This is a genomic window from Alphaproteobacteria bacterium (assembly GCA_030740435.1).
In the GTDB taxonomy this organism is placed as follows: domain Bacteria; phylum Pseudomonadota; class Alphaproteobacteria; order UBA2966; family UBA2966.
The window spans coordinates 1-19871 of the sequence record JASLXG010000104.1 but is presented as its reverse complement, the minus strand read 5'-3'; the positions used below and the strand labels follow the sequence as shown (position 1 = coordinate 19871).

Annotated in this window: 19 protein-coding genes; 8 read left to right on the top strand and 11 right to left on the bottom strand. The window is 65.6% G+C overall.

What is annotated here, in order from left to right:
- Window positions 1–183 precede the first annotated feature (183 nt).
- Genes QGG75_12015 through QGG75_11995 form a run of 5 tightly spaced genes read right to left on the bottom strand, consistent with a single transcriptional unit; the run spans window position 184 to window position 4988 of the window.
- Complete coding sequence (locus tag QGG75_12015) at window positions 184–870, bottom strand: DUF1028 domain-containing protein (GenBank protein ID MDP6067958.1); 687 nt, start codon at window positions 868–870, stop codon at window positions 184–186.
- Window positions 871–902: 32 nt separating this feature from the next.
- Complete coding sequence (locus QGG75_12010; protein ID MDP6067957.1) at window positions 903–2063, bottom strand: CaiB/BaiF CoA-transferase family protein; 1161 nt, start codon at window positions 2061–2063, stop codon at window positions 903–905.
- 20 nt (window positions 2064–2083) lie between these two features.
- The gene (locus QGG75_12005) at window positions 2084–3271 is read right to left on the bottom strand and encodes a CaiB/BaiF CoA-transferase family protein (GenBank protein MDP6067956.1); all 1188 of its coding nucleotides are present in this window, start codon (window positions 3269–3271) and stop codon (window positions 2084–2086) included.
- Window positions 3268–4449, bottom strand: a complete 1182-nt coding sequence (locus QGG75_12000) for an acyl-CoA dehydrogenase family protein (protein ID MDP6067955.1) — start codon at window positions 4447–4449, stop codon at window positions 3268–3270. Before QGG75_12000 ends, QGG75_12005 begins: the two co-directional genes overlap by 4 nt.
- A gap of 2 nt (window positions 4450–4451) precedes the next feature.
- Window positions 4452–4988, bottom strand: coding sequence for a MaoC family dehydratase (locus tag QGG75_11995; protein MDP6067954.1), 537 nt, complete (start codon window positions 4986–4988; stop codon window positions 4452–4454).
- Between the two features lie 132 nt (window positions 4989–5120).
- Here QGG75_11995 and QGG75_11990 point away from each other — a divergent pair, with 132 nt between their 5' ends.
- The 3 genes from QGG75_11990 to QGG75_11980 all read left to right on the top strand — a co-directional run bounded on the left by QGG75_11990 (window position 5121) and on the right by QGG75_11980 (window position 8797).
- Entirely contained in the window at window positions 5121–6512 is a 1392-nt protein-coding gene (locus QGG75_11990; protein ID MDP6067953.1) for an amidase, read from the top strand.
- A gap of 94 nt (window positions 6513–6606) precedes the next feature.
- Entirely contained in the window at window positions 6607–7461 is an 855-nt protein-coding gene (locus QGG75_11985) for a nitrilase-related carbon-nitrogen hydrolase (protein MDP6067952.1), read from the top strand.
- Window positions 7462–7552: 91 nt separating this feature from the next.
- Entirely contained in the window at window positions 7553–8797 is a 1245-nt protein-coding gene (locus QGG75_11980) for a multidrug effflux MFS transporter (protein MDP6067951.1), read from the top strand.
- Here the strand turns inward: QGG75_11980 and QGG75_11975 are convergent.
- The 3 genes from QGG75_11975 to QGG75_11965 form a co-directional block, all read right to left on the bottom strand.
- The gene (locus QGG75_11975; protein ID MDP6067950.1) at window positions 8772–9113 is read right to left on the bottom strand and encodes a hypothetical protein; all 342 of its coding nucleotides are present in this window, start codon (window positions 9111–9113) and stop codon (window positions 8772–8774) included. The genes QGG75_11980 and QGG75_11975 overlap by 26 nt on opposite strands.
- A 102-nt stretch (window positions 9114–9215) precedes the next feature.
- Window positions 9216–9674, bottom strand: a complete 459-nt coding sequence (locus QGG75_11970; protein MDP6067949.1) for a DUF3237 domain-containing protein — start codon at window positions 9672–9674, stop codon at window positions 9216–9218.
- A gap of 81 nt (window positions 9675–9755) precedes the next feature.
- Window positions 9756–10901: a porin gene (locus QGG75_11965; protein ID MDP6067948.1), complete on the bottom strand. Its 1146-nt coding sequence runs from the start codon at window positions 10899–10901 to the stop codon at window positions 9756–9758.
- Between the two features lie 183 nt (window positions 10902–11084).
- Between QGG75_11965 and QGG75_11960 the strand changes: the two genes are divergently transcribed.
- Window positions 11085–12272, top strand: a complete 1188-nt coding sequence (locus QGG75_11960) for an aminotransferase class V-fold PLP-dependent enzyme (protein ID MDP6067947.1) — start codon at window positions 11085–11087, stop codon at window positions 12270–12272.
- A 34-nt stretch (window positions 12273–12306) separates the two neighbouring features.
- On the opposite strand, the gene QGG75_11955 is transcribed toward QGG75_11960, so the two are convergent.
- Genes QGG75_11955 through QGG75_11945 form a run of 3 tightly spaced genes read right to left on the bottom strand, consistent with a single transcriptional unit; the run spans window position 12307 to window position 14645 of the window.
- Window positions 12307–12522, bottom strand: a complete 216-nt coding sequence (locus tag QGG75_11955; GenBank protein MDP6067946.1) for a hypothetical protein — start codon at window positions 12520–12522, stop codon at window positions 12307–12309.
- Window positions 12523–12524: 2 nt separating this feature from the next.
- Window positions 12525–13412: an acyl-CoA dehydrogenase family protein gene (locus QGG75_11950; protein ID MDP6067945.1), complete on the bottom strand. Its 888-nt coding sequence runs from the start codon at window positions 13410–13412 to the stop codon at window positions 12525–12527.
- 3 nt (window positions 13413–13415) lie between these two features.
- A complete protein-coding gene (locus tag QGG75_11945; protein ID MDP6067944.1) occupies window positions 13416–14645 on the bottom strand; it encodes an acyl-CoA dehydrogenase family protein in 1230 nt (409 codons plus the stop codon).
- A gap of 135 nt (window positions 14646–14780) precedes the next feature.
- Here QGG75_11945 and QGG75_11940 point away from each other — a divergent pair, with 135 nt between their 5' ends.
- The 4 genes from QGG75_11940 to QGG75_11925 all read left to right on the top strand — a co-directional run bounded on the left by QGG75_11940 (window position 14781) and on the right by QGG75_11925 (window position 19647).
- Window positions 14781–17057, top strand: coding sequence for a xanthine dehydrogenase family protein molybdopterin-binding subunit (locus tag QGG75_11940; protein ID MDP6067943.1), 2277 nt, complete (start codon window positions 14781–14783; stop codon window positions 17055–17057).
- A gap of 98 nt (window positions 17058–17155) precedes the next feature.
- Complete coding sequence (locus tag QGG75_11935; protein ID MDP6067942.1) at window positions 17156–17605, top strand: helix-turn-helix domain-containing protein; 450 nt, start codon at window positions 17156–17158, stop codon at window positions 17603–17605.
- 11 nt (window positions 17606–17616) lie between these two features.
- Window positions 17617–18492 (top strand): IS3 family transposase, encoded by an 876-nt coding sequence (locus tag QGG75_11930; GenBank protein MDP6067941.1) that lies wholly within the window; start codon window positions 17617–17619, stop codon window positions 18490–18492.
- Window positions 18493–18519: 27 nt separating this feature from the next.
- Window positions 18520–19647: an IS630 family transposase gene (locus tag QGG75_11925; protein MDP6067940.1), complete on the top strand. Its 1128-nt coding sequence runs from the start codon at window positions 18520–18522 to the stop codon at window positions 19645–19647.
- Window positions 19648–19871: the final 224 nt, after the last annotated feature.

Here is a 19871-nt window from a genome sequence, read left to right as displayed (position 1 = left end):
TCTTTCAACGAAACGTCCAATCCGGCATAGTACTTCATGGCTGCTCTCCTTAACGCTTCTTGTGGCTGGAACATCCAGACCACGTTCCAAAAGCTCGGAGAGTAGCCACCCTCAGCGCCGATTACCCCATCTCTGTGGTTGAAACCAACCCGGGCAAACGGAGCGATGCGGCTTTGATGTGAGTTACTTGCCGTACTTCCAGCGCAAGAGTTCGACGGCGTTGGCCTCGCCGCGCAGCTGGCCGGGGATGATCAGACTCAGGCTGGGGGCGTTCGGTGCATCGCCCGGTTTGGCCACCACCAGATAAGCCGAAGTGGCGGTCTGGCGGCGACCGCAGCGCTTATCGCCACCGCCGGCCTTGGCGCCGGCTTCCAGGGCCGCCAGCAGGCGGTCGGCGAGACGGAAGGCGGGGTTGCGATGGGCCTGGCGGTAGGCCGCCAGCATGACTTGGGCGAAGTTCGAATCCGCCATGCTGTTGCCTTGCACCGAGACGCCGTAGGCCTGCAGATCGGCGTGTGCGTTAGCCGTTTCGCCACCGGTGAAGCCGGCCGGCGCGCCGGCCCGAGCCAACGCGACCACGCCGCATTGCTGTTGGGCGCGGCTGGCGTCGAACCAGACGTCGGAGATCTGAGCCACGATCTCCTTTGGCGCGTAGCCCTGCCTTAGCATCGCGACGGCCCTCTGGCGGGCCTTGGTGTTGGAGGCGGCCTGAGCGACGACGACGCCTTTGCCCGGCACGATGGCGACGATGCCGCCGACCGAAGCGGTGCACGAGGCGCCGGCGCTGCCGACCTCGCCCGAGGCGGTATCGATGGCGACGATGGACCAGGTGGTCAGCGCCGGCCGCGCCAAGAGCAGCAAGAACGCCACCAGAAGCCAGCAAAAAGAGCGGCGCATTGCCATCAAAACACCCCGTTTTGGCGCATGGCGACAATCTCGTCGTCGCCGTAGCCCAGGCCGCGCACGATTTCGTCGTTGTGCTGGCCCAGCTCGGGGAGCTCGAAACTGAGCTGGCCCGGCTCGTCGCGGAACTTGATGGGTATGCCGATGTGCTCCCAGCCGCGATGGTCCTCGACGATCATGCCGCGGTGCCGGGCCTGGGGGTCGTCGGCCGCCTCGCGCAAGGTCTGCACAGGCGCAAAGGCGCAGTCCACGTCGGCGAAGAACTCGATCCACTCGGCCTGGGTGCGGCTCTTGAAGGTCTCGCGAAGATAGGCCCGCACCGGCTCCTGCCGGGGCCCCGGCGGCGGCTTGCAGAGGTCATAGAGATCGGGCCGGCCCAGCTTCTCCAGCACGTTCTTGGCGAAGTGAACCTCCGACGCCCCCATGACCACGAAACGGCCGTCGCCGCATTCGTAAATGCCGTACATGGCATAGCCGCCCCAGGGGCGCTGGTCCTTGACCACGGGTTGGCGCTTGTTGGCCAGTACCTCGCCCATATTGTTGGGCAGCGCCGCCATCATGGCGTCCATCATGGCCATGTCGAGATAATCGCCGCGCCCCGTATCGCGCCGCCTCAACAGCGCCATCAGCACGCCCGAAAGGGCCATCTGCGAGGACAGGATATCGGCCGTGGCGGTGCCCGGTACGGCCGGTTTGCCGTCGCCACCTAAAGTGACGCTGAGCGTCCCGGCCAGGGCTTCGGTGGCCAGGTCGTGGGCTGGCCGGCGCACGTAGGGGCCGTCCTGGCCGAAGGCCGAGATCGAGCAATAGACGATGTGCGGCGCCCGGGCCGCGACTTGTTCGTATGCCACGCCCAGGCGCTCGACCACCCCGGGCCGGAAGGCCTCGACCATTACGTCGCAAGTTTCGGCCAGACGCAGCACGATTTCGCGGCCCTGGTCGCTTTTGAGATTAAGCTGCAGCGACTTCTTGCCCCGATGCGTGTTGGCGAAGAAGACCGAGGTGCCGTCGCGCTTGAGGTCGATCTCGCGGTTGGGCTCGCCGGCTCCGGGCGGCTCGACCTTGATTACCTCGGCGCCGTGATCGGCCATCATCTGGGTCAGCATGGGCCCGGGCAGGAAGAGCGAAAGATCGAGAACACGGATACCTTCGAGTTTCATGGCGGGGCTCCTGCTGGCGCTCAGACCGCGCCCGAGGCCTTGAGGGCGGCGATCTCGTCGGCGTCGTAGCCCAACTCGCGCAGCAGGTCGTCCGTGTCGGCGCCCAGCTTGGGGCCCGGGCGGCCCGGCAGTTCCTCGTCCAAGCGAATCGGGCTGGCGATCAGTTTGAGGTCGGGGCGGTCGGGGTGGTCGACGGTCTGGATGCCGCCGCGTTCGACGAAGAAGGGATTGTCGAGCGCCTGGGCGATGTCGTTGACCGGCGCGCAGGGGAGGGCGCCGGCGAATACTTCGATCCATTCGGCGGTGCTGCGCGCCGATAGTATTTCGTCCAGCACCGCGGTCAGCTCTTCGCGGTTCTCATGGCGATCGGCGTAACTCTTGAACCGAGGATCATCCGCCAGTTCGGGCCTCTTGATGCGCTGGCACAGAATTTCCCAGAACTTCTGGGTCTGGGCCATGACGAAGATCCAGCCATCTTCGGTGCGGCAAAGCTGCGAGGGCGCCACGTAAGGGTGCCCCGAGCGCGCCACCCGCCCGGTCACCAGGCCTTCGTTCAAATACCAGACCCCGGGATAGGTCAACTGGTGCATGGCGACATCGTAGAGCGAGACATCCATGTCGCGGCCCTGGCCGGATTGCCGTGCCGCCATGATGCCGGCCAGCAGCGCGAAGGCGGCCGTCATGCCGGTCATGAAATCGACCATGGAAAGGCCGAAGCGGGCGGGCGGGTTGTCAGGCTCGCCGGTGACCGAGAGGAATCCAGCTTCCGCCTGCATGAGATAATCGTAACCGGGCCAATTGCTGCGCTCGCCCTCGCGGCCGTAGGCCGAGATGTGGGCGCAGACCAGGCGCGGGTTGTCTGCCTTGAGCGCATCGTAGGTAATTCCCAGCTTGCCGGGCTGGTCGCCGCGCAGGTTGTCGATCAGTCCGTCGGCGCTGGCCACCAGGCGGCCCAGCACTTCGCGGCCCCGGTCGTGCTTGAGGTCGAGCGAGAACGAGCGCTTGTTGCGGTTGAAGCTCTGAAAATATAGCGAATCATGATCGCCTAGAAAGTAGGGCCCGCCCTCGCGGGCCGTATCGAAGCCGCCGCTCGCGTGCTCGATCTTGATGACGTCGGCGCCGAGATCAGCGAAGCTTCCCGAGCCATAGGGCCCGGCACCAAAACGTTCCAGCGCCAGTAATCTGATACCTTCCAGGGGCAAACTCATACCGGGTTCCTGGCGATCAGTTGGCGGGCGATGATGATGCGCTGCATCTCGTTGGTGCCCTCGCCGATGCACATCAGTGGCGCGTCGCGATAGAGGCGTTCGACGGGAAACTCGGTGGAATAGCCGTAGCCGCCGAAGACGCGCATGCATTCGGTGGCGTTTTCCAGCGCCGCTTCCGAGGCGAAAAGCTTGGCCATGCCGGCCTCCATGTCGCAGCGTTCGCCGCGGTCGTAGGCCTGGGCCGCCGCTTCGGTCAGTAGCTTGGCGGCCTGGCAGCGCGTGGCCATGTCGCCGAGTTTGAGCTGGATGGCCTGGTGCTGGCAGATGGGCTTGCCCATGGTCTCGCGCACCTGGGAATAATTGGTGGCTTCCTTGAGTGCCGCGTTGGCCAGGCCGACGCCGCGGGCGGCGACGTTGATGCGGCCCAGCTCGAGCCCGCCGACGGCATGATGGAAGCCGTGGCCCTCGGCGCCGCCGATCAGGTTTGCGGCCGGCAGGCGGTAGTCCTCGAACACCAGTTCGGCCGAATCGATGCCCTTGTAGCCCAGTTTCTTGAGCTTGCGGCTGACGCTGAAGCCCGGGCCCTTCTCGGCCACGAACAAGGTCATGCCGCGGTGGCGGGGCTCGGCGTCGGCGTCGGTCTTGGTCAACAGCGCCACGCAGCCTCCTTCGATGCCGTTGGAGATCCAGGTCTTGGTGCCGTTGATGACGTAGTCGTCACCGTCGCGCACGGCCTTGGTGCGGATGGCCTGCAGGTCGGTGCCGCAGTTGGGCTCGGTCAGGGCCAGGGCGCCGCGCAGCTCGCCCGTGGCGAAGCGCGGAAGGAAGCGGCGTTTTTGTTCCTCGGTGCCGAAGCGTTCGACCGCCGCCGACATGATCAGGTGCGAGTTGAAGATGCCGGTCAGCGACATCCAGACCTCGGAGATGGTGGTGACGATCTTGGCGTAGGTGGCGGCCGGCAAGCCCAGGCCGCCGTATTCCTGGGCAATGGTGGCGCCGAAGAGGCCGAACTCCTTCATGCGCTCGACCATCTCGTGGGGATATTCGTCGGCCGCCTCCAGCGCCATGACCTTGTCCACTACGTCACGCTCCAGCCAGCGCCCGATGACGTCGAGGATCTGGCTTTCATCCTCCGGCGAAAAGGCCTCGCCGGCCCGGTTGAGAATTTCCTCCGACATGGTCAGGCTCCCTCTGCCGCCGCCGCCGCCATCTTGTCATCGACGCTGTGGCCGCGTTTGGGCACCAGTACGGTGCGCTGGTAGCTCATCACCAGCGTTCCGTCCTGCTTGTGGGCTCGGGTCTCGACGGTGACGATGCCCTGGGTCGGGCGGGACTTCGATTCACGCTTTTCCAGGACTTCGGATTCGGCCGTCAAGGTGTCGCCGTTGAATACCGGGGCCGGCATGCGGATGTCGGTCCAGCCCAGATTGGCGATGGCCTTCTGGCTGATGTCGGAGACGCTCATGCCGGCGACGATGGCGACGGTCAGCGCGCTGTTGACGACGATGCGGCCGAACTCGGTGTGGCGGCAGTATTCGGCGTCGAAGTGCAGCGGGTGCTGGTTCATGGTGAGCAGCGTGAACCAGGTGTTGTCGGCCTCGGATATGGTGCGCCCGGGGCGGTGTTCGTAGATGTCGCCTTCGTTGAAGTCCTCGAAGCAACGACCGAAGGATTCACGGAAACGATTGCCGCCGACGGCGACGGATTCACGGCTCATGGCGGGGCCCTCTCTCGGCGGACGGGGAACGTCCGGAGAATTCTGGAGAGCCGCCAGGGGCCTGTCAAATCACCGGCCATGACCTGGTGAGCAATGCGGGCTAGGGTCAATGCCGGACCTCGGGAGCCGCGCATGACAAACAGCGATCCGGTTGACCTCGATATCGCGGCGCTGGCCGAACTGATCGCCGGCCGTGAGATCTCGCCCCTCGAGGTAACGACTACCTACCTGGAGCGTATCGAGCGTCTCGATCCGCAGCTCAACGCCTTCATTTCCGTCCACGCCGAAGCGGCTCTGGCGGCGGCCCGTCAGGCCGAGGCGGAGATTGCCGCCGGCCACTACCGCGGCCCGCTGCACGGCGTGCCGCTGGCGGTCAAGGATCTCTTCCAGGTGGCGGGCTGGGAGCGCACTTGCGGCTCGGCCTTCTTCCGCGACACCCCCCGGCACGACAGCACCTCGGTGGCGCGGCTCAAGGCGGCCGGGGCGGTTCTGCTGGGTCTCCTAAACCTCCACGAATTCGCCTTTGGGCCCACGGGGGTCAATCCTCACCATGGCACGGCGCGCAACCCCTGGGACCTGGAGCGGGTATGTGGCGGCTCCTCCAGCGGCTCCGGTTGTGCCCTGGCGGCCTCGCTGGTGGCCGGCGCGCTGGGTAGCGATACCGGTGGCTCTATCCGCATCCCGGCGGCGCTTTGCGGCGTCGTCGGGCTCAAGCAAAGCTACGGCCTGGCCAGCCGCCAGGGCATTTTTCCGCTGGTTGCCGCTTTCGACCACGGCGGGCCCTTGGGGCGCAGCGTGCGCGACGTGGCCATCATGCTGCAGGTCATCGCCGGGCCCGATCCCGCCGATACCTCCACGGCCGGGGCAGAGGTGACGGACTACGTCGCCAACCTAGACGACAAGGTATCGGGCCGCCGGGTCGGTGTGCTGGTCGAGACGTTCGCCGACCTGCATCCCGGCGTCGACGCCGCGGTGCGCGAGGCGCTTGGCGTGCTGGCCGGGCTGGGCGTCGAGCTGATCGACGTGGCGCCGCCGCGGCTGGCTGAGGTGGGGCGGATCTGGAATGCTTTGGCGCTGCCCGAAAGCTATCAGGTGCACGCCACCCACATCGCCACCCATGGCGCCGAATATTCGCCCGACGTGCTGGCCCGGCTCGAGCTCGGCCGCCGGGTGCCGGCCGTCGACTTCTTGGAGGCGGAGATCGAAGTCCGCGAGGTGCGGGCCGAGATGGCGGCGCTGATGGCGGCTTTCGATGCCCTGGTGGCGCCGACCGCGCCGCTCCCGGCGCCGGCCATCGCGGGCGAACCGGAAGTCGAGGGGGCGCGGGTTTTGGGTAGCCTGACGCGGCTGGCCAACTTGACCGGACAGCCGGCGATTTCCTTGCCTTGCGGCTTCAGCGACGAGGGCTTGCCGGTGGGGCTGCAGCTTATCGGCCGGCATTTCGGCGACGGCGAATTGCTGCAGCTCGCCCGGGCCTACGAACAGGCGACATCTTGGCACTTGCAGCGTCCGCCGGGGCTTTGATTGCCGCATCCACTGGCCATCGGCTATGGTCGAGGAGCTTGGCTCAAGCGGGAGGAATCCTATGTCGACGCAGAGACCACAGAGGCCAATGACGGTGTCGGCCGTCCAGATCACTTCGCATGACGAGGAAAAGGCGGCCACGGTGGACAAGATGATGGGTTTTCTCGATGTCGCCGGTCGGCGTGGCTCGGAGCTCGTGGTGCTGCCCGAGATCTGGACCGGCATCGGTTTCTCCAGTGACACCGCCTATCTCGACATCGCCGAGCCGGTGCCGGGTCCGACCACCGATCTGGTGGCCGAGAAGGCCAAGCAATACGGCATGTACGTGGTGGGCTCCATGTACGAGGTTGACGGCAACGTCTTTTACAATTCCTCGCCGCTGATCGGCCCCGACGGTGCCATCGTCGGCAAGTACTGGAAGACGCATTTGTTCGATGCGCCCAACCGGCCCGACATCGCGGCGGGTGCCATGGAATCGAAAAAGGTGGCGGCCGGTACGGAACTGCCCGTCTTTCCCACCGAGGCCGCCAAGATCGGCGTTTCGGTCTGTTCCGACCTGCGCTTTCCCGAGGTCTACCGCGAACTCGCCCTCAAGGGGGCGGAGGTTATCGTCTGCGCCTCGGCCTTCCTCAGCCCGCGCTTCGACCACTGGGAGTTCTTCCTGCGCGCCCGGGCCACCGAGAACCAGTGCTGGGTGGTGGCGTCCGGGCAGTACGGCATCGAGCCGGTCTCGGGTACGGCCTTCGTGGGGCGCTCGATGATCGTCGATCCCTGGGGCACCATCGTGGCCACGGCGTCCGACGACGAGGGCGTAGTGACGGCCGAGATCGATCTCGCATTCGCCGACGAGGTCAAGCGGCGCTACCCGCTGATGGACCAGCGCCGGCCCGATCTTTATCCCACCATCGGCAAATCCAAGGACCAGGTGCCGCTTTATTCCGGCAGTTGATCCGCTCTCAGAGTAGCTCGAAGACCTCCTGACGGGCGGTTCTGGGCCGGCGTAATGTTCGCTGCCCGGCATTTCCAGCCGCAAGGACCTCATGCGATATTCCGCCACCTCTCCGCCGAGAATATTCACGCTGGTGCTGCTGACGGCGCTTTCGGTGCTGTCCTTGAACATGTTCGTGCCTTCGCTGTCGAACATGGCCGAGGATTTTCACACCGACTATGCGCTGGTGAATCTATCGATTGCCGGCTACCTGGCGATCACGGCGGTGTTGCAGCTGATCATGGGGCCTTTGTCGGACCGTTACGGGCGGCGGCCCGTGCTCTTGACGGGGCTGGCGATATTCGCGCTGGCATCGCTGGGTTGCGCGCAGGCCAGCAATATCTGGGTCTTTCTCGGCTTTCGCATTTTGCAGGGCGCCATCATTTCAGGATCGGCCCTGTCGCAGGCGGTGGTCAGGGACATGGTGCCGGCGCGGGAAGCGGCCAGCCTGATGGGCTATATCGCCATGGCGATGGCGGTTGCACCGATGCTGGGGCCGATGTTGGGCGGGGTTTTGGATCAACTGTTTGGTTGGCAGGCGAGCTTTTTGACCTTCACCGGGATGGGTGTGGCTTTGTTCATGCTGTGCTGGATCGATCTGGGTGAAACCAACGAGCGGCCGTCAGAGACCTTCACCAGGCAATTCCAAACCTATCCCCATTTGTTCCGCTCCCGGCGGTTCTGGGGTTACGCGCTGTGCACGGCCTTCTCGATCGGAGCGTTTTTCGCCTTCCTCAGCGGCATTCCCCTGGTGGCGCGAACAGTGCTTGAGCTGCCGCCGGCGGAGCTGGGTTTCTATATGGGAACCATCTCGGTAGGTTTTTTTCTGGGCAGCTTCCTGTCGGGGCGCTACTCCAAGCGACATCAGCTTACCACCATGATGATCTTCGGCCGCGTTGTGGCCTGTGCCGGGCTGTTGTTGGGCTTGGGGCTTTTTCTGGCAGGGATGGTAAACGCAATATCGCTGTTTGGTGCCACGGTGTTCGTCGGCATCGGCAATGGCCTGACGAACCCCAACAGCAACGCCGGGGCGCTTTCGGTGCGGCCGGAGTTGGCCGGCAGCGCAGCGGGATTGACCGGGGCGCTGACAGTTGGCATCGGGGCTCTGCTGACGTCGGTCATGGGGGCGATTTTGACCGTGGAGAACGGGGTCTATGAGCTCGTTGGCGCGATGCTGTTTTGCTCGGTGGTATCTCTCGTAGCAGCACTCACGGTGCTCCGCATCGATCGGCGTGAAGGGTCGAATGCCCAGCGAGACTCGGTTGGCAGGCTTACCTCTCGCCAAGACCGATCCTGAAGCGGCGGTTATGGCGGCCTTTGTTCTCGACCTTGAGGATGCTTATGCGACGAGCTTCTCCGGTCGAACGCAGGTGGGTATCGCCGCAAGCATGGCGGTCCAGCTCAGTGATTTCGACGATGCGAACCAGGCCGTCGTCCTGCGGCGGTGGCGAAACGCCCTTGCTGCGGAACAGGCCGGGCTCCGCCTCTGCGGCCTCTTGCGGCAGGTAGAAGCTGCCAACCGCCAGGTCGCGTGCGATCACGTCGTTGATTGGCCCCTCAAGCGCACGGACGCAGTCGTTATCGGTATCCGGCAGGTCCAGATTGATGCGCAACGTTGCCTGGTCGCTCCGGGGCGCCCCTCCAGCACAGCGGCCTCCAGCTGCAACTCGTCGGGATGGTCCTGGCAAAATAGGCGTCGCATAGTCGATCAGGCTTCAGAGGATCTCGAAGACCTCGTAACGCGCCGCGCCCGGCAGGCGTTCGCCGACGCCGACGGCAACGATGCGGTTGAGCCAATGGTATTTCTCGGCGCCGGTCTCGAAACTGAGCGCGTTGCGCAGGTAATAATCCGAAGCCGGTACCGTCTCGCCGGCGGCGATGCGCGCCAGCACCTCGGGCGGGCCGTGGCGTACGCCGTGATAATGAACCCAGATCAGGGCATCGTCGTGGCATCGCATGGTCAGCCGCACGTCGGGCCGGAAGGCGCCGTCGGCACCCTCCAAGAGCGCGTCCGAGCCGCCGGGCAGGATGATGCCCTCGAGGCGCGGGCCGCTGAAGTGGCCGCCACGGAAGGTATCGATCTTGCGCCGGCCGGCCGGCGTTTGGCCGAGCGCAAACGAATCCGCCAGTTCGATGGTCAGGGTCATCAGGAATTGGGATTTGAGCTCGGTCATGGCTGTCCTTTCTTCGGCCGGCCACGAAAAAGGGGAGCGGACCCGGGCCCGCCCCCTTATTCGTCGTCAGTTTCCGCCGAACTAGAATCCGATACTGGTCGCCAGCACGAACACGGTGGCGTCGTTTTCCTGATTCTGGCCGGTTGTACCGGTGCGGCTGTCGTCGAGATTAATGAACTGCACCGCCGCTCCCATGGTGATGCCGGGGCCGAAGGCGTACTTGGCACCCAATTCGACGGCGGACAATTCGTCGTTGCCGGGCACCAAGCCGGTACCCACTTCGAAGCTGCCGTATTCCAGATCCATGGTCCAGGGGCCCATGGCGTAGGAAGCACCCAGGCCGAAGTAGGAAAACTCGGAATTGTTGGTCGAGACCCCCATGTCGTCGTTGACATAGGCGGCGGTGACCTTGATGCCGGATACGCCCAGGCTGCCGCTGATGCCCCAGGCGCCGCGGTCTTCGGTGTTAGCGGCGCTGGCGCCGGACCAGGAGCCGGAAAGGCCGACGTCCAGGGAGCCCACCTTGCGGTTGTAGTTGGCGCCGAGGTCGACGACCTCGGACTGCTGGCCCGAGCCGTGGTCGTTCTGGAAGCCGGCATAGGTGCCACCGCAACCCGTGCCTTCTTCGCAGCTTTCGGGAGTGTACGAGATACCGAGCTGGAGGCCCGACATGCGCGGCGTAAAGTAGGTCAGCTTCTCGGAATCCGAGTTGGGACTGATCTTCTGCAGGCCGCCGGCGCTGTTGTTGGCGCCGATGCCGTTGCCGATGGCGAAGTGGCGGAAGGTGGGATCGGAAAAGCCCAGCCCGGGAATGGTGCCGCCCGGCGTGATCAGCATCAGGTAGGAAGCCGAATTTTCGGCCCCGATGAGAAAGCGGCCGAAGCTGCCCGAGAACCAGATGTAACTTTCGTCGATCTGGTCGCCGCAGGTCTCGGCCTCGAGTTGCACCTGGGCCCCGACCTCGACGCCGTTGTCGAGCTTGGTCGAGCCGCTGAAGATAATCTCGCCCTCGCGCGTCAGCTTGTGCGAGCGCCGGTTGAAGCCGGGTTCGTCATCGGCGCTGCCGGCGGTCAGGTCGACCCCGGCGCTATCGTCCTGGCTGGCGAAAACCCTCTGGGCGTGGAAGTAGCCGCCGACCCCCATCTTGACTTTGTCCGCGGCGGCGGCGGCGCCGGCCATCAGGCCGGCGGCCACCAGGGCTGTGGTGCCCAGGAGAATTCTGTTCATGTTTCCGCTCTTCCCTCGTGCTTTTTTGGGCTGAAGCTTGATCGTGCAGCCGTTACCTTACCCGCGCCTCGGCGAAAATCAATGCGACAGAATAGCGCGGCTAGCACACTCTGGCGAAAGCCTATGTGTTGGCTTATTGTCCCCTCCGTTCGGAGCATATGCACCCAACGAAGGATACCTGAGATGAGCGTTAGCCACGGCCGCGAATTTCTCGCCATACCTGGTCCCACCAACGTCCCCGATGCCGTCCTCGGTGCCATGCACCGGCCGGCCGTCGACCTCTATTCGGGCTCGATGCTGGGCGTCACCGAAAGCTGCCTGGAAGATTTGCGGCGGATCTTTCGCAGCGCCGGCCGCACCTACATCTATGCCTCCAACGGCCACGGTGCCTGGGAGGCTTCGTTGATCAACGTGCTGGCGCCGGGCCAAGGGGTGCTGGTGCTGGAGAGCGGCATGTTCGCCAACCGCTGGGGCGAGATGGCGGCGACGTTAGGGCTCGACGTCGAGGTGCTGCCCGGCGACCCCCGCGGGGCCGTCGATCCGGCGGCGCTGGAGGATCGCCTGCGGCGCGACAAGGAGGGCCGCTTCAAGGCTTTGCTGGTGACCCAGGTCGACACCGCCTCGGGCGTGGTCAACGACATTCCCGCCATCAGCGCAGCCCGCGCGGCGGCCGGACACGAGGCGCTGTTGCTGGTCGATGCCATCGCCTCATTGGCCACCATGCCCTTCGAAATGGACGAATGGGGCGTCGACCTGGCCATCACCGGCTCGCAAAAGGGCCTGATGACGCCGCCGGGACTGAGCTTCATAGCCGCCGGCGAGCGGGCCCAGGCGGCCCACGCCGAGGTCGGGCCGCGCAGCATGTATTGGGACTGGACGAAGCGCGAGGGCCCCAGGCACTACGACAAATACTGCGGCACGCCGCCGGAGCACTTGATGTTCGGCCTGCGCCAGGCCCTGGACATGCTGTTCGAGGAGGGCCTGGAGGCGGTCTTCCAGCGCCATCGCCTGCTGGCCCAGGCGGTGCGCCGCGCCGTCGCCATTTGGGGCGAAGGGGGCGCGCTCGAATTCAATATCCGCGAGCCCAGCCAGCGTGCCGATTCGGTGACCTCCATCTTGCTGGCCGAAGGCGGCGATACCCAGCCGCTGCTGGACTACTGCCGCGAACGCTGCGGCCTCATCCTGGGCATCGGGCTTGGCGACCTGGGCGGCCGAGCCTTCCGCATCGCCCACATGGGCCACGTCAATGCGCCGATGATCCTGGGCACCCTGGGGGTAGTGGAAATGGCCCTGGCGGCGCTGGAGCTGCCGCACGGCCGAGGCGGCGTCCAGGCCGCCATCGATGGGCTCGCCGAGGCGGTCAAGCCCTGAAGCGTTTCAAGGCTGCGGCAAATCGGTTGTTGTCTTATCCGGCTTCCTCCGAGATCCAGCCCTGGGCCAGGGCGGCGTCGTGGCGGCAGCGTTCGGGGCCGCCCAAGACCTGGCGGTTGAAGCTGACGCGCTTGAACCAGTAGTGCAGGCCCAAAAGATCGGTGAAACCCATGCCGCCGTGGACTTCGGTGGCGCTGCGCGAGACCTCGCGGCCCACTTCGGCCAGGTGGGCCTTGGCGTGGCCGGCCACGCTCAGGGCATCCTCGGCGGCGATGTCCTGGGCGTATGCCGCATACCAGACCAGCGCCCGGCAGGGCGCTCGAGCATGGTTACCATCTCGGCGCAGAGGTGCTTGACGGCCTGGAAGCTGGCTATGACGCGGCCGAACTGGACGCGTTCGCCGGCATAAGCGATGGCGTCGTCGAGCATCTTCTGGGCCGCCCCCAGGGTGTCGGCGGCCAGCATCACGCGGCCCGCCGCGATCACGTTGCGGGCCGCCTCGAGGGGCTGGTTGGCGGCATCGAGAATCTCCACCGGAGCGCCCTCGAAGCTGGCCTCGGCCAGCGGCCGGGTGCGGTCGAGGCTGGGCCGCAGGGCGAGGCTCACGCCCTCGGCCGCGGTCTCGAGCAGGGCCGCCCGGCCGTCGGCCAGGTAAATCAGCAAGTGGCTGGCCCCGGCGCCATCGAGGACGCCTTCGAGATGCCCCGACAGGATCTTGCCGTCGAGCTTCAGGTCGCTCGCTGCAGTGCCGCCGGTGAGGCCGTCGAAGGCCATGGCGAATTGCGCCTCGCCGGCGGCGATCCGGGGCAGCCAATCCCGCTGCTGCGCCTCGCTGCCGCTTTCGGCCAGTGCCTTCGGCGCCATCACGGCGCTGGCCAGGAAGGGCTGAGGCGCGGCGGCATGGCCCAGTGCCTCGGCCGCCACGGCGGCGTCGAGCATAGCGAAGCCGGCACCGCCCAGGGCTTCGGGGACCAGCAAGCCGGAGAGGCCGAGCTCGGCCAGGCTTTGGCCGAGATCGTCGTCGTGGCCCGTGCCCGCCTCGGCGATGGTGCGCAGGCTTTCCAGCGCCAGGCCGTCGGCCAGCAGGGCACGCAAACTGTCGTCGAGCAGGCGTTGCTGTTCTCCCAGGCCGAATTCCATGGCTCAACCTCTCTTTGCCGCCGGGCTTGCCGGTTTTGGCTCGCGCGGCATGCCCAGGCCGCGTTCGCTGATGATGTTCTTCTGGATCTGCGAGGTGCCACCGCCGATCAGCAGTCCGATGTCGTACATGTAGTCAATATGCCAGGTGGTGGCGTCGTCGTCCTCGACGTCCTCGCCGCGGGGCTCGTAGTTGAGGCCGGCGGCACCCAGCACGTCGACCGCCAGCGCCGACAAGCGGTGGCCCAGCTGGGTGCCGGCCAATTTGAGGATTTGCCGGCCGATGCCCCCGCTTCCCGATTCTTCGCCCCGGGCCTGGTCGCTGAGGAGCCTGAGACCGTGGTACTTGGCGGCCAGCACCTCGCCCTGCAGCCTGAGCAACCTGTCGCGAAATGCCGGCTGCTCCATCAGCCGCCGTCCGTCGACCACCGTCGTCTCCATCAGCTCGCGGATGCGCAAGAGGCGGTTCATGGCCTTGCCGGGATCGCCGATCATGGTGCGCTCAAACTTGAGCGTGATGTTGGCCACCTTCCAGCCGTCGCCGCGCTGCATGACGATCTGGTCGGCGGCCAGGCGCACGTCGCTGAAGAAGACCTCGTTGAATTCGGCCCGCCCGGTCATGGTGCGCAGCGGCCTGACCTCGAGGCCCGGCGCCGTCATGGGCAGCAACAGGTAGCTGAGCCCGGCGTGCTTGGGCTGGTCGGGCTCGGTGCGGGCCAGCAGGAACATCATGTCGGCGTAATGGGCCGATGAGGTCCAGATCTTTTGGCCGTTTATGACGAATTCACCGTCCACCATCTCGGCCCGGGTCTGGGCGGCCGCCAAGTCGGAGCCGGCACCCGGTTCGGAATAGCCCTGGCACCAGATGATGTCACCCCGCATGGTGGGCTCGATCCAGCGTCGGCGCTGCTCCTCCGTGCCGACCTCCAGCAGCGTCGGCACCAGCATCGAGATGCCCTGGTTCATGAGGCCGGGCGAGAGGCCGGCCTGGTTGAAGGCCTCGGCTATGATGGCCGTGACCAGAACGTCGGGCTCCGCCCCCAAGCCGCCGTACTCGGTGGGAATCGAACGGCCGACGTAGCCCTTTTCCAGCAGTAGGCGCTGCCAGTCCAAGGCCTGCTGGTCGGGCCGCTTGCGACCGCCGCCGGTCTTGGGCGAGTGCTCGCCGTGCTCGGTGATGAAGCGCCGGACTTCTTCCTGCAGCGCCTTGTGCCTGTCGGAATACTCGAGATCCATGGATTCTGGTCCTTGCTTTGGAACAGGCAGTATTTCGCCTCGCCCGCCGGCAGGCAAGCGGCTCTCTTGTGTCCTTGGCATCCCGGCCCATATCATGCCGCCGCGTAGTCATTGCCAGGAGTTTGGGAATTCGCCATGAACGACGAGGCCGAAAAAACTTATCGGTGGGTGGGCAGCCGTCCGGTGCGTCCCGACGGGGTCGACAAGGTCACGGGCGCGGCCCGCTTCGCGGCCGATTTTTCGCTGCCAGGCCAGCTGGTCGGCCGCATTCTGCGCAGCCCGCACGCCCACGCTCGCATCCTCGGCATCGATACCTCCAAGGCCGAGGCGCTGGCCGGCGTCAAGGCAGTGGTCACGGCGGCCGATTTTCCCGAACTGCCCTTTGCCTACGTCGGACCCAACCGGCTGGAAGCGAATTTCGCCCACATCAGCCGCAACGTCATGGCGCGGGAAAAGGCGCTATACGAGGGCCACACCGTGGCCGCCGTGGCCGCCACCAGCGCCCGTGTGGCGGCCCGGGCGCTCAAGCTCATCAAGGTCGACTACGAGGTGCTGCCCCACGTCATCGACGTGGTCGAGGCCATGCAGCCGGGCGCGCCTTTGTTGCACGAGGACATGATCACCCGCGGCCTCGAGCCGGCCCCGGATACGCCTTCCAACGTTGCCAAGTACGCCGAGTTCGGGGTCGGCGACGTGGAACGGGGCTTTGCCCAGGCCGACCAGATCGTCGAGATGGAATTCACCACCCAACCGGTGCACCAGGGCTACATCGAGCCCCATGCCTGCCTGGCGCGCTACGACCAACAGGGCCACGGCGAGATCTGGTGTTCGAGCCAGGGCCACTTCACGGTGCGCGCCATGACCGCCAAGCTGGTGGGCATGAAGCAGGCCGACCTGACGGTGACTGAGGCCGAGGTGGGCGGGGCCTTCGGCGGCAAGACCGTGGTCTACGTCGAGCCGGTGGCGCTGGTGCTGGCGCGCAAGAGCGGCCGGCCGGTCAAGCTCGCCATGAACCGCCAGGAGGTTTTCAAGGCCTCGGGCCCGACGTCCGGCAGCGCCATGAAAGTGAAGCTGGGCGCCAGCGCCGACGGCACCATCACGGCGGCCGAGGCCAGCTTCATGTACCAGGCCGGCGCCTTCCCCGGCTCGCCGATGGTCAACGCCTGCATGGTTGCCTTCACCCGCTACGACCTGGCCAATACCCGATCCCGGGGCTACGACGTCGTGGTCAACCGGCCCAAGGCCGCGGCCTATCGGGCGCCGGGCTCGCCGGTCGCCACCTATGCCGTGGAAAGCACGCTCGACGAACTGGCCCGCAAACTGGGCATCGATCCGCTGGAATTGCGCCTCAAGAACGCCGCCCGCAACGGCAGCACCACGGTTTTCGATTTGACGTTCAAGAACATCGGCTATGCCGAGACCGTCGAGGCGCTGATGACGCACCCGCACTACCGGGCGCCCTTGGCCGAGAACCAGGGGCGCGGCGTGGCTTCGGGCTACTGGTTCAATGCCGGCGGCGAATCCTCGGCCACCATGCACGTCAACGACGACGGCACCGTGGTGGTGGCTACCGGCAGCCCCGACCTCAGCGGCAGCCGCGCCTCGCTGGCCATGATGGCGGCCGAGACCCTGGGCATCGACTATCACGACGTGCGCATCAGCGTGGCCGACACCGCCAACGTGGGCTTTACTTTCCTCTCGGGTGGCAGCCGGGTGACCCTGGCCACCGGGCTGGCGGTGATCAATACCGCGAACGAGGTCATAGCCGAGCTCTGCCGGCGCGCCGCCCTGATGTGGAACGTCGATCCCGAAGGCGTCACCTGGGAGGACGGCGAGGCCAGGCCGGCGGGCAGCAACGTGGGCGATTTCGAGCCGCTCTCGCTGGCCCAGATCGCCGCCGCCAAGGCCACCACTGGCGGCCCCATCGGCGGCCGCGCCTCGGTCAACGCCGATTGTTCGGGTCCCGGCGTGGCCACGGTGATGTGCGACGTCGAGGTCGACCCGGAAACCGGCAAGGTGACGGTGTTGCGCGCCACCGCGGCCCAGGACGTGGGCCGGGCCGTCCATCCCGGCTACGTCGAGGGCCAGATCCAGGGCGGCGTGGTCCAGGGCATCGGCTGGGCGCTCAACGAGGAATACCTCTACGACGCCGAGGGTCACCTCGAAAATCCCTCGTTCCTCGATTACCGCATGCCGGTGGCCTCGGACCTGCCGATGATCGAGGCCGTGCTGGTCGAGGTCACGAACCCCTTGCACCCCTATGGCGTCAAGGGAGCCGGCGAGGCCAACATCGTGCCCACCTTGGCGGCAGTGGCCAACGCCGTGCGCGACGCCACCGGGGTGCGGCTTCGCGCCCTGCCGATGTCACCGCCACGCATCCTGGCGGCGCTGGAGGCGGCGGCGGAGGGATAACTGGGGTCGATAACTGGGGTCGATGGGGTCGATGAGGTTGGACTGCACCCCTGATGTGAGACAGATAAAATTAGGGACAGTTCCAAGAGGAGGAACGCATGTCCGGTGGTAGAGCAGTTGTTTTGAGCCGAGAACTGAAGGTATCGGCTGTGTCTCGCATGGAGTCCGGAGAGAACGTCAGCGCTCTGGCACGGGAGCTTGGGGTGCGACGCAAGCTTTTGTACGAATGGCGCAACGCCTATCGCGCTGGTGGCGCCGATGCGCTTCGGCCGCCGGGCCGTCCGCGCAAAGGCACGGTTGTTGTGGGAGCCCGTCGAGGCGGAGCATTGCCGAAGCGCAGGGCAGGCAAGGGTCCCGGGCAGGAATTGGCGCAAGCGCGTCAACGGATTGCCGAGTTGGAGCGGAAGGTTGGCCAGCAGGCACTGGAAGCGGATTTTTTCAAGGAAGCCTTGCAGCATCTCGAGGCGTCAGCCCGGCCGAGCGATCGGCCTGGCGAGACGGCGTGCACGCCCTTATCCAGGCGTGGACGCGGCGGCAAGGCGGATTGACGGTGAGACGGATGTGCGAGATCGCCGGGGTGAGCCGGGCCGGCTACTACCGGCATTGGCGGGCCAGCGAGCCGCGCCGGGAAGAAACGGAATTGCGTGATGTTATCCAGCGCCTGGCGTTGGGCAATCGCCATTACGGCTATCGGCGAATTGGCGCGCTGCTGTGCCGCGAGGGCTGGTGCGTCAACCACAAGCGGGTCAACCGGCTGATGCGGGAGGACAATTTGCTGTGTCTGCGGCGAAAGGCTTTCGTTCCGGCGACGACGGACAGCGCTCACCGCTTTCGGATTTACCCCAATTTGGCCCGGCGGCTGATACCGATGGCTATCAATCAGTTGTGGGTAGCCGACATCACCTATGTGCGCCTGGCCGAGGCCTTCGCCTATCTGGCGGTGATCCTGGGTGCCTACAGCCGCCGGGTGGTGGGCTGGTCGTTGGCCGACCATCTGCGCACCGCTCTCGCCCTCGATGCCCTGGAGATGGCGCTGAGCGGGCGCGAGATCACCGCCGGCGCTCTGATCCATCACTCCGATCGGGGCGTGCAGTACGCCAGCGGCGACTATGTGGCCCGTCTCGACGCCATCGGCATCCTGCCGAGCATGAGCCGCCTCGGCTGCCCCTACGACAATGCCATGGCCGAGAGCTTCATGAAGACCCTCAAGACCGAAGAGGTGGAAGGACAGGCCTATCGCAATATCACCGAAGCCCGCGACAACATTGGGGCATTCATCGAACAGGTCTACAATCGCCAACGGCTCCATTCGGCGCTCGACTACCGCTCGCCGGAGGAGTTCGAGATAGATCAGCCGCAGGCATGGCTGGCCGTAGGGCAGTCATGCCTCCAAGCGCAACTTGTCCCTAGTGTCCTGATCGAAAAGTTTCTATGATTGTAGATTGAATCATGGAGGCTGATTATGGCACGAGGTCGAGTGGCGGTTGCGATTGAGCTTTCTGCGTCGGAGCGTCAGAAGTTGGAGGAATTGGCGCGTCGTCGGAGTACGGCCCAGGGGCTGGCGCGACGGGCGCGGATTGTTCTTCTGGCTAGCGATGGGCGTGAGAACAAGGAAATCGCGCGCCAGCTTGGCGCGACGGAAGATACGGTCGGCAAGTGGCGTCGACGTTTCGCCGAGCGTCGGTGCGATGGCCTCCACGATGAGCCCCGGCCGGGAACGCCGCGTCAGATCGGCGACGACGAGGTCGCCGAGGTGGTGCGCCTCACTCTTGAGGAGACACCGCCCGATGCCACCCATTGGAGCCTGCGCTCGATGGCCTCGGCGGTGGGCCATGCGCCCTCGACGATCCACCGCATCTGGCAGGCCTTCGGGCTGCAGCCGCACCGCAGCGAAACGTTCAAGCTCTCCAGCCATCCCTTCTTCGTCGAGAAGGTACGCGACATCGTCGGCCTTTACTTGGCGCCGCCCGAGCGCGCTCTGGTGCTGAGCGTCGACGAGAAGAGCCAGGTCCAGGCCTTGGATCGTACGCAACCTCTACTGCCGATGCGTCCCGGCCAGCCGGAGCGGTGCAGCCACGACTACAAGCGCCACGGTACGACGTCATTGTTTGCGGCCCTCGACGTCGCCACCGGCGAGGTCATCGGGCGCTGCTTTCAGCGTCATCGGGCCAAGGAGTTTCTCAAGTTCTTGCGCACCATCGAGGCCAACGTCCCGACCGACATCGACGTCCACTTGGTGATGGATAACTATGCCACCCACAAGACGGCGACGATCCGCAAATGGTTCGCTCGTCATCCCCGCTGGCACATCCACTTCACGCCAACCAGCGCCTCGTGGCTGAACCAAGCCGAGCGCTTCTTCGCTCTGCTCACCGAAAAGCAGCTACGGCGCGGTGTCCATCGCTCCACCCGCGAACTCGAAGAAGCCATCCTCAGCTACATCGACACAGTCAACAGCAATCCCAAACCCTTCCGCTGGACAAAGTCCGCTGACGACATCCTCGCCTCGATCAAGCGCTTCTGTCTGCGCACCATCGAGATCGCTGAAAACCAAAAGAAAATCATCGAAACTTCAGAATCGGGACACTAGTTTCCCTGTCTCACATCAGGGGTGCAGTCCATTCGCAAAGGGACATGACCGAAGGGATTTCGCTTTTTTTCGGCCGCTTTCCGGATCAGGCGAAGGCGGAGGATCGGTCCGTTCTGTGGCGCTATCAGCTGCACATGCGATCCCTCGGGCCCTCGACGCTGTTCCACTTGCCCAGAGCCAGTGGCAGGTCGCGCCACGGAGACCCCGTGCGAACCCGCCACAAT

Coding starts and splice junctions, on each gene's coding strand:
- QGG75_12010 (MDP6067957.1), bottom strand. CDS start 2,063: ATGAAACTCGAAGGTATCCGTGTTCTCGATCTTTCGCTCTTCCTGCCC.
- QGG75_11990 (MDP6067953.1), top strand. CDS start 5,121: ATGACAAACAGCGATCCGGTTGACCTCGATATCGCGGCGCTGGCCGAA.
- QGG75_11980 (MDP6067951.1), top strand. CDS start 7,553: ATGCGATATTCCGCCACCTCTCCGCCGAGAATATTCACGCTGGTGCTG.
- QGG75_11960 (MDP6067947.1), top strand. CDS start 11,085: ATGAGCGTTAGCCACGGCCGCGAATTTCTCGCCATACCTGGTCCCACC.
- QGG75_11930 (MDP6067941.1), top strand. CDS start 17,617: ATGTGCGAGATCGCCGGGGTGAGCCGGGCCGGCTACTACCGGCATTGG.
- QGG75_11995 (MDP6067954.1), bottom strand. CDS start 4,988: ATGAGCCGTGAATCCGTCGCCGTCGGCGGCAATCGTTTCCGTGAATCC.
- QGG75_11965 (MDP6067948.1), bottom strand. CDS start 10,901: ATGAACAGAATTCTCCTGGGCACCACAGCCCTGGTGGCCGCCGGCCTG.
- QGG75_11950 (MDP6067945.1), bottom strand. CDS start 13,412: ATGGAATTCGGCCTGGGAGAACAGCAACGCCTGCTCGACGACAGTTTG.
- QGG75_12000 (MDP6067955.1), bottom strand. CDS start 4,449: ATGTCGGAGGAAATTCTCAACCGGGCCGGCGAGGCCTTTTCGCCGGAG.
- QGG75_12005 (MDP6067956.1), bottom strand. CDS start 3,271: ATGAGTTTGCCCCTGGAAGGTATCAGATTACTGGCGCTGGAACGTTTT.
- QGG75_11940 (MDP6067943.1), top strand. CDS start 14,781: ATGAACGACGAGGCCGAAAAAACTTATCGGTGGGTGGGCAGCCGTCCG.
- QGG75_11945 (MDP6067944.1), bottom strand. CDS start 14,645: ATGGATCTCGAGTATTCCGACAGGCACAAGGCGCTGCAGGAAGAAGTC.
- QGG75_11925 (MDP6067940.1), top strand. CDS start 18,520: ATGGCACGAGGTCGAGTGGCGGTTGCGATTGAGCTTTCTGCGTCGGAG.
- QGG75_11970 (MDP6067949.1), bottom strand. CDS start 9,674: ATGACCGAGCTCAAATCCCAATTCCTGATGACCCTGACCATCGAACTG.
- QGG75_11935 (MDP6067942.1), top strand. CDS start 17,156: ATGTCCGGTGGTAGAGCAGTTGTTTTGAGCCGAGAACTGAAGGTATCG.